Genomic DNA, 11,546 nt, shown 5'->3' with positions numbered 1-11,546 from the left:
GACTGACGGGAGAGACATGGACCTGCAGCTGGACGGCAAGCGTGCAATCGTCACCGGCGGGAGCCGCGGTATCGGTCTCGCGATCGCCCACGCACTGGCGGGCGAGGGCGCGAGCGTCGTCATCGCGTCGCGGGGTGAGGAGGCCCTCGTCGCCGCGGCTGCAGAGTTGACGACCGACACCGGGGGCCATGTGATCGCCGTCCCCGTGGACACGGGCGACCAGGACTCGGTCGATCGCCTGGTCGAGCGGACCGTCGCCGAACTCGGCGGCGTCGACATTCTCGTCAACTCAGCAGCGACCCCGTGGAGCTCGGGCAAGCCCACCGACTTCGACTCGATCACCGATGACGTGGTGCGTGAGGAGATCGAGATCAAGGTGCTCGGCTATCTGCGGACGGCGCGTGCGGTGTCGCCGCATCTCATCGCCCAGGGTTGGGGCCGCATCATCAACATCAGCGGTCTCGGCGCACGCCAGGCGAACTCGATCGCGCAGACAGTGCGCAACGTGAGCGTGTCCGCGCTGACGAAGAACCTCGCCGACGAGTTGGGGCCGAAGGGGATCAACGTCACCGTCGTACACCCCGGCCTCACCCGGACCGAACGGCTCGAGACCCGGCTCGCCGAACGCGCAGCGCGGGAATCGGTTCCGGTGGCCGACCTCGAACGGGAGCTGGCGACCAATTCGATCCGGCGGGTCGTCGACGCCTCGGAGGTGGCCGACGTCGTCGCGTTCCTGGCGTCGCCGCGCAGCATCGCGATCACCGGCGACGCGATCGCCGTGGGCGGCGGAGTACCCGGTCCCATCTACTACTGACGACGGCTATCACCGGTGCGCTCGAATCGGGGTGGTTTGAAGTATCGCGGTAGGTGCGGTTCGCACGTACGTTTCTCCCAATCGTGAATGGAGAAATACGACGTGACCGCTGTAATACCCGGTGACACATCGCGTTCGCGCGAGACCGCACCCGCCGACGACGACCTGCCGGTCGCCGCCGAGGAGCTGACCGTTGCGCGAACCTGGCACCCATGGCGATGGGTGATCAGCGCCGTGACGCTGGTCCTGGCCGCGCAGTTCGTTCACGGCCTGGCCACCAACGCCGGCTGGGACTGGGGCACATTCGCCGAGTACTTCACGGCGAAATCGGTGATGGCCGCACTGTGGCTGACGATCCAACTGACGTTCTGGGGCACGTTGATCGGGTTCGCCTTCGGTATCGCCCTGGCCGCCGCGCGGTTGTCACAGAACCCGGTGCTGCAGGTCATCTCGTGGTTCTACATCTGGGCGTTCCGGTCGATCCCGCTCATCGTCCAGCTGCTCTTCTGGTTCAACATCGCCTATCTCTACCAAACCCTCTCCCTGGGAATCCCTTTCGGGCCCGCGTTCTTCACGTTCAACGTCAACAGCGTCATCAGCGGCTCGACGGCGGCGATCATCGGACTGGCGCTGCACCAGGCGGCCTACTCGGCGGAGATCGTCCGCGCCGGCATCATCTCGGTCGACCAGGGGCAGCTCGAGGCGGCGGCGGCCCTGGGGATCCCGAAGCGCCGGGAGTTCTTCAAGATCGTTCTCCCGCAGGCCATGCGCGGCATCCTCCCGAACGCGGCCAACGAGGTCATCTCCCTGTTCAAGGGCACCTCGATCGTGTCGGTGATGGCGATCGCCGAGCTGTTCTACCAGGTGCAGGTGATCTACGGCCGCAGCGGCCGTGTAGTCCCGATGCTGATGGTGGCCACCGTCTGGTACATCATCCTGACCTCGCTGCTCTCGGTCGTGCAGTTCTACGTCGAGCGTCACTACGCAAAGGGCGCACTGCGCACGGTCCCGTTGACGCCGATCCAGCAGATCCGGACCAAGGTCGCCGCCCTGCCGCTGTCACCGAGGGGAGCGACCCGATGACCACGAGCCCGACCCCCGTGACCACACCGGTCACGGCGGCGATCGAACACTCCCGCTTCGCGATCGAGGCGAAGGGAGTCCACAAGTCCTTCGGCGCACTCGAGGTGCTCAAGGGCGTGGACCTCACGGTGCGCCCCGGGGAGGTCACCGCCATCCTCGGCCCGTCCGGGTCAGGCAAGTCGACCCTGCTGCGGACGTTGAACCACCTGGAGAAGGTCGACAGCGGCGTCGTCCGGGTCGACGGCGAACTGGTCGGCTACCGACTCAAGGGACGAAAGCTACACGAGCTCAACACCCGGGAGATCCTGCGGCAGCGCTCACAGATCGGTTTCGTGTTCCAGAACTTCAACCTCTTCCCGCACCTGACCGTGCTGGAGAACGTCGTCGAAGCACCGGTGTCCGCGCAGAAACGCAATCGCACCGAGGTGGAACGCGAGGCGCTCGAACTGCTCGAGCGGGTCGGCGTCGCCGACAAGGCGCACGACTATCCCCGGCGGCTCTCCGGCGGACAACAGCAGCGGGTCGCGATCGCCCGCGCACTCGCCCTGCGGCCCAAGGTGATCCTTTTCGACGAACCCACCTCGGCGCTCGATCCCGAACTCGTCGGCGAGGTCCTCGAGGTCATCCGCCAACTGGCCCGCGACGGCGCCACGCTCGTCATCGTCACCCATGAGGTCGGGTTCGCCCGCGAGGTGGCGAACACGGTCGTTTTCATGGACGGCGGCGTCATCGTCGAACAGGGTTCGCCCGCGGCGGTGTTCGACAGCCCCGTCCACGAACGGACCAAGACGTTCCTCTCGCACGTCCTCTGACGCCCCCGCTCCACCGGTGGACGAACTCCGCCGGCACACCAGAAAGCAGAAACATGCCCAGGCCCACCCGCCGCCTCACGTCCGTTTTCTCCGCGCTCGCCGTGGTCGCACTGCTCGCCACCGCCTGCAGCGAGCCGACCACCGACAACACCCTGACCGCGCAGGACGGACAGTCGTTCGACCTGTCCTCGCAGCAGTCCGGTCGCATCACCACCGCCAAGGTGGACTCCATCGCCGCCGAGCTGCCGGCCGCGGTCCGCGACAGCGGCACCCTGCGGGTCACCGGAACGGTCGGCACCACCCCGCCGCTGGCCTTCTACGCCACCGACAACGCGACCGTCATCGGCAGCGAGGTCGACTTCGCACACCTGATCGGCGACGTCCTCGGACTGAAAGTGGTTCGCACCAACGGTGACTGGGCGCAGAACTTCGTGAAGATCGACTCGAACCAGGTCGATCTGTTCATCAACAACGTGACGGTGACCGAGGAGCGCAAGGAGAAGTACGACTTCGCCACCTACCGGCTCGACAACCTCGCCCTCGAGGTCCCGAAGGACTCCACCTGGACCTACAAGGACCGAAAGGACATCGCAGGTAAGAAGATCGGCGTCAGCTCCGGCACGAACCAGGAGCAGCTGCTGGTCGACTGGAACGCCCAGAACGTCGCCGAGGGTCTCGCGCCGGCGCAGATCTTCTACTACCAGAACGCCGCGGACTACTACCTCGCGCTGAGCAGCAAGCGGATCGACGGCTACCTCGGACCCAACCCGTCGGCGGTGTTCCACGTGGCCAGCAAGAAGGAGTCCAAGATCATCGCGACCTACTCCGGCGCCGGCGACGCGCTGCAGGGAGAGATCGCTGTACTGACGAAGAAGGACAACGGTCTGATCAAGCCGGTCAGCGACGCGTTGAACCACGTGATCGCCAACGGCGACTACAAGAAGGTCCTCGACCGCTGGGGTCTCGACAACGAGGGCGTGACGACCTCGATCATCAACCCACCCGGCCTGCCCAAGAAGTCCTGATGGTCTGTCGCCATGTGTGAGCACTGTTGATGCGCGTCGTCGTGATCGGCGGTGGGGTCGTGGGCGCCGCGTCCGCCTGGAGCCTCGCACTCCGGGGGATCGATGTGACCCTGGTCGAGCAATTCGGTCTCGGTCATCGCAACGGCGCATCCCATGGCAGCTCACGCATTTTCCGGATCGCGTACGACGATCACACCTACACCGAGCTGGCGGTCCACGCGGGCCGACTGTGGTGCGAACTCGACTCGGTCTCCGGCGAGGAGCCGGTCCTGCGCTGCACCGGTGCGGTCGATCACGGCCCCGCCGCGGTGACCGCCTCCCGGGCCCGGTCGGTAGAACGAACCGGTCGCCCGTTCGAGCTGATCGACCGGCGAGAGGCCGAGAAGCGCTGGAGTGGAATGCGATTCGACCAGACAGTGCTCTACCATCGCGACGCCGGCCGACTCCACGCCGATCGCGCGGTGGCGTCGATCATCAGTCGCGCCCGCGAACGCGGTGCCGACGTGCAGCATCACCGCCCGGTCCGCGCGATCCACGACGCCGGCGCGGCACTCGAGATCGTCACCGACGTCGGCGTCGTCCGGGCCGACCGACTCGTCATCGCCGCCGGAGCCTGGACCGAGCAGGTCGTCGACATGGTTCCCGAGTCCGACCGCGCGACGATCGACCTCCCCGAACTACGCACCTCCCAGGAGCAACCGGCGCATTTCGCCCCGACCGCGACCGACCACGACTGGCCGAGCTTCGTCCACCATCCGGGCGCCGACCTCGACGAATCGCACCACGCCGGCGGCATCTACGGACTGGCATCGGAGGACGGGATCAAGATCGGCGAACACGCCACCGGCCCGGAGGTCACCCCCGCCGGCCGCAGCTTCACCCCTGATCCTGCGGGGGAGCAACGATTGCGCGAGTACGCCCGGCAGTGGCTACCCGGCGTCGAGCCGGACTCGGCGCAGTCACTGACCTGCCTTTACACCTGCACCCCCGACCACGACTTCGTCATCGACCGCGGCGGCCGGGTCACCGTCGCCGCCGGGTTCTCCGGGCACGGCTTCAAGTTCGCGCCGGCGGTGGGCGAGTACGTCGCCGACCTGACCCTGGGAGAGTCGACCCTGCCGGTCTCTGGTCTGGCGCGGTTGTTCGGATTCGGGTCCCGTGTCCGCTGACCGTGCGGCGCTCCGCCCGCCCCGACGCGGAATTCCGCGTGCCCGGCAAGGGTTCGACAACGACGTGACCTCGCCGGAACTCACCGTCGTGCGGGTGGATCAGACCGACCCCCGCGCCCAGCCGCTGCTGGCCGAGTTGGCTGTCGAGTACAGCTCCCGGTACGGCGGGACCGCCGAGCAGATGTACTCCGAGCTGGTCGAATACCCTGCCGACGAGTTTGCCGCTCCCGACGGCGCGCTCGTGGTGATCGTGCGTGACGACGAGGTGGTGGCCGGAGGGGCATTCCGTCGCTACGACGCCGACACCGCCGAACTCAAGCGGATCTGGACCTCGGCGGCGCACCGGCGCCGCGGGCTCGCCCGCCGGGTGCTGGTCGAACTGGAGCGCGAGATCGCCGAACTGGGCTATCGACGCATCTACCTGACGACCGGCTGGCGGCAACCTGAGGCGGTGGCGCTGTACCTCGCGGCGGGATACACGGCCCTGTACGACCCGTCCGTCCCCGCCGAGGAGATCGGTCCCCACCCGTTCGAGAAGTTGATCGGAGCCACCCGATGACCGACACCCCGGCGTCACCGAGATTCCACTGGTTTCTGCCGACCGGTGGCGACGACGAACGTCTCGGCGCCCGCTCCCACGGCGCCATCCTCGGCGCGACCGACCCCGCCGCTGATCACGCGCCCGACCCCGGTCACCGGGACGCCACGTTGGAGTACCTGACCGAATTGGCGGTCACCGTCGACGAGCTCGGTTTCGACGCGGTGCTCACCCCGACCGGCGGCCATTGCGAGGACGCGTGGGTCGTCACGTCGGCACTGATTCCGGCCACCACCCGACTGAAGTTCCTCGTCGCATTCCGACCGGGTGCGGTTGCGCCGGTGCTCTCGGCGCAGATGGTCTCCACGTTCCACCGACTGTCGGGTGGGCGGATCCTGCTCAACGTCGTCGTCGGTGGCGACGACGCCGAGCAACGGGCCTACGGCGACACCCTGGGCAAGGACGAGCGCTACGCCCGCGCGGCGGAGTTCCTCCAGATCGCGCGCGACGTCGGGAACGGCACGCCCGTCGCCGTCCACAGCGATTTCCACACCGTCGACCGACCGAGCGGCGCCGGATTCGGCGGCCATCCTCCGGTGCCGCTCCCCGACGTCTACCTCGGTGGCTCGTCGGACGCGGCCGTCGAGGTCGCGGCCGCGCAGGCCGACGTCTATCTCACGTGGGGAGAACCGCCGGACGCGGTGGCCGAGAAGATCGCCCGAGTGAAAGCGGCTGCGGCAGGACGCGGCCGGACCATCCGCGGCGGCATCCGCCTGCACGTCATCACCCGGGACACGGCCGAGGAGGCCTGGGCGCGGGCGGAGCAGCTCATCGCCGATGTCGACCCCGACACCGTCGCCACCCGACAGGCCCAGTTGGCCGCCATCGGATCCGAGGGCCAACGCCGCATGCTCGCCCTGCACGGTGGCGACCGCGACCGCCTCCTGGTGGCACCGAACCTGTGGGCCGGGATCGGGCTCGTCCGCGGCGGCGCGGGGACCGCGCTCGTCGGCAGTCACGACGAGGTGGCCGAGCGGATCGAGGAGTACCGCGCGGCGGGCGTCGAGGAGTTCATCTTCTCCGGCTACCCACACATCGCCGAGGCGCAGCACTTCGGTGCCGGCGTGCTCAGCAGGTATCGGCCATCGGTCAGCGCAGCGACGGGTCGTCGTTCGGGGCGAGACGGCTGACCAGGCACCGCGCCACGTCACGCACCGCGGAGCGTGAATGGGTGAAGTACCAGGCGTAGCGCCGCTGCGCCAGCGGCCCGCTGTCGCCGAGGTCACGGGCCACGATGGCCGCCGCGGTCGTCTGGGTCAGGATGGCGACCGCGAACTGATCGTCGAAGCCCGGGTCGTCCGGTCCGGCCACACGCACACCGGGGACGTTCAGATCCGGCGCACCCAGCACCCCGACGAGCGTGTGCTTGGCCGCCAGGTCCTCGTACCGGAACGCGTACCGGTCGACGAACGACGACCGGTTCTGCACCGCGACGACGACGCACCCAGGGGTGATCAGGTCCTCGCCGAACGAGTTGATCGTGTCCAGGACGTTCGCGATGGTGCCGTAGGTGCTGATCTGCTGTGGCATCCGCGCGAGGACGTCGGCGGGGTTCGTCAGCGGCTCGGTCAGTACCTCGATGAGGGGGATGGCGAGATGGTCGGGTGGCGCGGCGGAGTCCGTGGGCACCGGCCCCGGCCGGCCCAGCAGATAGCCCTGACCGAGAGTGGCGCCGACGGCGCGCGCCACCCCGAGGTCGTCGGCGTGCTCTATCCCCTCGGCGAGGATCGTCGCACCGGTGGCCGAGGCGTAATCGACCACGGCCGAGACGGTGTCGTCGAACCCGGGTGACCACGGCTCGGAGAGGATCCGTCGGTCGAACTTGACGACGTCGGGCAGGACCAACGGCAGCAGCGCGAGTGACTCGGGATTGAGTCCCACGTCGTCGAGGGCGATCCCGCACCCCCGGTCGCGCGCCCAGTCGACCGCGGCCAGCACCGCTGCGGGGTCGACGAGCAGGTTGCGCTCGGTGATCTCGACGACGATCCGCAGATCGTGTTCGGTGATCTCCCGGAACCTCTCCCCGGGGAACGGCCAGCGGGGCGACAGGCTCAGGGTCGTCGGCTCCACGTTGATGAACACGCTCATCGGCTGCGTCAGCCGGCCGTCGAGCGCGGCGACGACGGCGGCACGCCGGCAGGCCCAGTCGAGGTCGCCGAGGCGGCCGTGTCGCCGCGCGTGGTCGAACACGTCGGACGGCGTCGCGTCGGGCGCCGACGGCCAGCGCGCGAGCGCCTCGTACCCGACGACCGTCATCGAATCCAGGTCGACGATGGGTTGGAACCGCGGCTCGATCGGACTGTCCAGCACCTCGTCGAGGCGACGGCTGTCACGAACCACGCTGCAGCCTTCCGTCGACGACTCGAACCCCTCTCGTCCCACCACCTCAGATTGTGTCCGACCGGACCTGTTTTGCCAGCCGCATCGCCGAACGCCCGGCAAAACCGCAGGTGGGTGCTCCCCGCGCCGAGCCCGCAGAATTGTTTGGAACACTGGACGGCGTGACCGACCCCCGTACCGACATCCCGACCCGACGATCGGCCGAACTCTTCGACCGCGCCTGCGAGGCCATCCCCGGCGGCGTGAACTCGCCCGTCCGGGCGTTCTCGTCGGTCGGGGGCACCCCGAGGTTCATCACCAGCGCGCAGGGATGTCGTCTGACCGACGCCGACGACAACGTCTACATCGACCTGATCAGCTCATGGGGCCCGATGATCCTCGGCCACGCGCACCCCGAGGTCGTCGCCGCGGTACAGCAGGCGGCATCGACCGGATTGTCGTTCGGTGCCCCGACCGAAGCCGAGATCGACCTGGCCGAGGCCATCATCGGCCGCGTCGCGCCGGTCGAGCAGGTGCGGCTGGTCAACTCCGGCACCGAGGCGACGATGTCGGCGGTCCGGTTGGCCCGCGGCTTCACCGGCCGCACCAAGATCGTGAAGTTCGCCGGCTGCTACCACGGCCACGTCGACGCGCTGCTGGCCGACGCGGGCTCGGGCGTCGCGACCCTCGGCCTCCCGACCTCACCCGGGGTCACCGGCGCTCAGGCCGCCGACACCCTCGTCCTGCCCTACAACGACCTGCCCGCACTCGAGGCCGCGTTCGCCGAGCACCCCGACGAGATCGCCTGCGTGATCACCGAGGCCGCCGCGGGAAACATGGGCGCGATCGCGCCGCTGCCCGGCTTCAACCAGGGGCTGCGCGACCTCACCACGAAGTACGGCGCGCTGCTGATCGTCGACGAGGTGATGACCGGGTTCCGGGTCACCCGCTCGGGCTGGTTCGGGATCGACGGTGTCGCCGGTGACCTCTACACCTTCGGAAAGGTGATGAGCGGCGGCCTGCCCGCCGCGGCGTTCGGCGGTCGCGCCGACGTGATGGCGCGCCTGGCGCCGGCCGGGCCGGTCTATCAGGCCGGGACGTTGTCGGGGAACCCCGTCGCCGTCGCCGCGGGACTGGCCACCCTCAACGCCGCCGACGACGCCGTCTACCGCGCCCTCGACGCCAACTCGCACCGCATCGGTGACCTCATCGGCGACGCGCTGACCACCGCAGGCGTCGGTCACCGCGTCCAGTACGCGGGCAGCCTCGTCAGTGTGTTCTTCACCTCTGATCCCGATACCGCCATCACCGACTACGCCGGTGTGAAGAGCAGCGAGACCTGGCGTTTCCCGGCGTTCTTCCACGCGCTGCTCTCCCGCGGCGTCTATCCGCCGCCCAGTGCCTTCGAGGCGTGGTTTGTGTCTGCTGCGCTGGACGAGGATGCTTTCGGTGTCATCGCCGATGCCATGCCGGCAGCCGCGCAGGCGGCCGCTGCGGCACCCGAGCCGGACCAGGCTCACTGACGTGTCCCGAGGAGCTCCACTGATGCAGCGCACGATCGTGCACATGATGCGGCACGGCGAGGTCCACAACCCGGAGGGCATCCTCTACGGACGTCTGCCGAACTTCCACCTCTCCGAGACCGGCGCCCGCCAGGCCGCCACGGTCGCCGAGTCGCTCGCCGACCACGACATCACCGCGGTCTTCGCGTCGCCGCTGCAGCGCGCACAGGAGACGGCCACCCCGATCGCGCGGGCGCACGGCCTCGACATCATCACCGCCGACGGCCTCATCGAGGCCGACAACGTCTTCGAGGGGCTCAAGGTCTCGGTGGGCGACGGAGCGCTGCGTCGGCCGCGCAACTGGCCCAAGATGCGCGACCCGTTCACCCCGTCGTGGGGCGAGCCCTACATCCAGCTCGCGCACCGCATGCTGGCCGTGGCCACCAAGGCCCGCGACACCGCCGCCGGCCACGAGGCGGTCTGCGTCAGCCACCAGCTGCCGGTCTACACGCTTCGACGTTTCCTGGAGGGCCAGCGCCTCTGGCACGACCCGCGCCGCCGGCAGTGCTCACTCGCGTCGGTCACCAGCCTGATGTACGACGGCGACGCCCTGGTCGACATCGTCTACTCCGAGCCCGCGGGCGCCTCGGACCCCCGCGCCACGGGGGCCTGACACCCGACCTCATGAGCACCCGCAGTCACCCGACCCCCACGCGACCCGCATCACCCGGTCGCCGCACCCGAGCCCGAGCGGCTCTGGTCGCTGTCGTGTCGGCGGTGCTGGTCGTCGTGGTCGGATGCGGAACCGGCGACGACGCGGTGGTGCAGGGCGACACCTTCCAGTTCGTCTCTCCCGGCGGCAACACCCAGATCACCTACGACCCGCCCGCCTCGCGCAAGAAGGTCGCCGACCTCAGCGGCGAGGAGGTCGTGTCGGGCAAGAAGATCGGGCTGACCGATTTCACCGGCAAGGTCGTCGTGGTCAACGTGTGGGGACAGTGGTGCGCGCCGTGTCGTGCCGAGGCGCCCGACCTCGAGCAGGTCTACGAGGAGAACAAGGACGCCGGCGTCGCGTTCCTGGGGATCAACTTCCGCGACAACCGCCAGGACGCCAAGGACTACATCGCCAACCAGGACCTCGCGTACCCGTCGATCTTCGACTACCCGGGTCGCACCCTGGTCCGTCTGACGACCCCGACCTCGGTGGTCCCGACCACCGTGGTCCTCGACCGCTACCACCGCGCGGCGGCGGTCTTCCTGCGGACGGTCTCGGCCGAGGAACTCGACCCGTTGGTCAAACGTCTCGCGGCCGAGCCGTACACGGCCGGATCGGGGCCGGCGTCGTCGCAGGTGAAGGTGCCGTCATGACCGCCGCGGCAGACCCACGATGAGCACGGTGGACCTCGCGTCGGTGGGTACGACGTTCGAGTCGACCGTTCTGTCGGGTCCGATCCTGCTGGCGCTCGGCGCCTGCGCTCTCGCCGGGCTCGTGTCGTTCGCCTCGCCGTGCGTGGTCCCGCTCGTGCCCGGCTACCTGTCCTATCTGGCCGGTCTCGTCGGCGCGGAGTCGCCGCCGCTGCGTGCGGGTGAACCCGCCAAGTCCGGCCGCGCCCGCGTGGCCGGCGCGGCGCTGCTGTTCGTCCTCGGCTTCACCGTGGTCTTCGTCCTCGCCACCGCGTCGGTCTTCGGCATCACGTCGGCCTTCGTGCTCAATCGCGAACTGCTGCAACGCGTCGGCGGCGTGGTCACCATCGCGATGGGCCTGGTGTTCATCGGCCTGATCCCGTTCATGCAGCGCGACGCCCGGTTCCATCCCCGGTTGGTGTCGAACCTCGTCGGCGCGCCCCTGCTCGGTGCGGTCTTCGCCCTCGGGTGGACGCCGTGCCTCGGGCCGACGCTCTCGGCGGTCATCGTCACCGCCAGCGGCACCGAGGGATCGACCGCGTTCCGCGGCGTCATCCTGATCATCGCCTACTGCCTCGGCCTCGGCCTGCCGTTCGTGCTGCTGGCCTTCGGGTCGGCGTCGGCGCTGCGCGCGGTCGGATGGATGCGACGCAACGCCCGCACCATCCAGATCGTCGGCGGCATCCTGCTCATCGCCGTGGGCGTCGCGCTGGTCACCGGTCTGTGGGACCAGTTCATCACCTGGGTGCGCGATGCCTTCGTCTCCGACACCGAATTGCCGATATGACCGACACGATGACCCGCCCCGCCGCTCCCACGC

At 69.1% G+C, this 11,546-nt stretch carries 12 protein-coding genes; 11 read left to right on the top strand and 1 reads right to left on the bottom strand.

Annotated elements, in window-relative coordinates; all coding sequences use genetic code 11:
- Window positions 1-16: 16 nt before the first annotated feature.
- From JHC79_RS21210 to JHC79_RS21180, 7 genes are all read left to right on the top strand, one after another.
- The gene (locus JHC79_RS21210; RefSeq protein WP_296394589.1) at window positions 17-814 is read left to right on the top strand and encodes an SDR family oxidoreductase; all 798 of its coding nucleotides are present in this window, start codon (window positions 17-19) and stop codon (window positions 812-814) included.
- A gap of 165 nt (window positions 815-979) precedes the next feature.
- Complete coding sequence (locus tag JHC79_RS21205; RefSeq protein ID WP_296394587.1) at window positions 980-1,897, top strand: amino acid ABC transporter permease; 918 nt, start codon at window positions 980-982, stop codon at window positions 1,895-1,897.
- Entirely contained in the window at window positions 1,894-2,709 is an 816-nt protein-coding gene (locus JHC79_RS21200; RefSeq protein WP_296394585.1) for an amino acid ABC transporter ATP-binding protein, read from the top strand. Before JHC79_RS21205 ends, JHC79_RS21200 begins: the two co-directional genes overlap by 4 nt.
- 53 nt (window positions 2,710-2,762) lie before the next feature.
- Window positions 2,763-3,734, top strand: a complete 972-nt coding sequence (locus JHC79_RS21195) for an ABC transporter substrate-binding protein (RefSeq protein ID WP_296394583.1) — start codon at window positions 2,763-2,765, stop codon at window positions 3,732-3,734.
- Between the two features lie 29 nt (window positions 3,735-3,763).
- Window positions 3,764-4,903 carry an FAD-dependent oxidoreductase gene (locus JHC79_RS21190; protein ID WP_296394581.1) on the top strand — a complete coding sequence of 380 codons (1,140 nt, stop codon included), beginning with the start codon at window positions 3,764-3,766 and terminating at the stop codon, window positions 4,901-4,903.
- Window positions 4,904-4,967: 64 nt separating this feature from the next.
- Window positions 4,968-5,462 (top strand): GNAT family N-acetyltransferase, encoded by a 495-nt coding sequence (locus JHC79_RS21185; RefSeq protein WP_296394579.1) that lies wholly within the window; start codon window positions 4,968-4,970, stop codon window positions 5,460-5,462.
- Window positions 5,459-6,631, top strand: coding sequence for an LLM class flavin-dependent oxidoreductase (locus JHC79_RS21180; RefSeq protein ID WP_296394576.1), 1,173 nt, complete (start codon window positions 5,459-5,461; stop codon window positions 6,629-6,631). The genes JHC79_RS21185 and JHC79_RS21180 overlap by 4 nt, the downstream gene beginning before the upstream one ends.
- Here JHC79_RS21180 and JHC79_RS21175 read toward each other — a convergent pair.
- Window positions 6,591-7,841 carry an EAL domain-containing protein gene (locus JHC79_RS21175; RefSeq protein ID WP_296394573.1) on the bottom strand — a complete coding sequence of 417 codons (1,251 nt, stop codon included), beginning with the start codon at window positions 7,839-7,841 and terminating at the stop codon, window positions 6,591-6,593. The genes JHC79_RS21180 and JHC79_RS21175 overlap by 41 nt on opposite strands.
- Window positions 7,842-8,002: 161 nt before the next feature.
- On the opposite strand from JHC79_RS21175, the gene hemL reads away from it, so the two are divergent.
- From hemL to JHC79_RS21155, 4 genes are read left to right on the top strand one after another with little or no spacing between them, the layout of a single operon-like run.
- Complete coding sequence (hemL, locus tag JHC79_RS21170; protein WP_296394571.1) at window positions 8,003-9,343, top strand: glutamate-1-semialdehyde 2,1-aminomutase; 1,341 nt, start codon at window positions 8,003-8,005, stop codon at window positions 9,341-9,343.
- A gap of 22 nt (window positions 9,344-9,365) precedes the next feature.
- The gene (locus JHC79_RS21165) at window positions 9,366-9,995 is read left to right on the top strand and encodes a histidine phosphatase family protein (RefSeq protein ID WP_296394569.1); all 630 of its coding nucleotides are present in this window, start codon (window positions 9,366-9,368) and stop codon (window positions 9,993-9,995) included.
- Window positions 9,996-10,006: 11 nt separating this feature from the next.
- Window positions 10,007-10,690: a TlpA disulfide reductase family protein gene (locus tag JHC79_RS21160; RefSeq protein WP_296394567.1), complete on the top strand. Its 684-nt coding sequence runs from the start codon at window positions 10,007-10,009 to the stop codon at window positions 10,688-10,690.
- A gap of 19 nt (window positions 10,691-10,709) precedes the next feature.
- Entirely contained in the window at window positions 10,710-11,513 is an 804-nt protein-coding gene (locus JHC79_RS21155) for a cytochrome c biogenesis CcdA family protein (protein ID WP_296394565.1), read from the top strand.
- Window positions 11,514-11,546: the final 33 nt, after the last annotated feature.

The sequence above is a fragment of the Williamsia sp. genome, assembly GCF_016462415.1.
Taxonomy (GTDB): Bacteria; Actinomycetota; Actinomycetes; order Mycobacteriales; family Mycobacteriaceae; genus Williamsia_A.
Note: the sequence above shows the minus strand (reverse complement) of the source record. Positions and strands in the feature narration are given on the sequence as shown.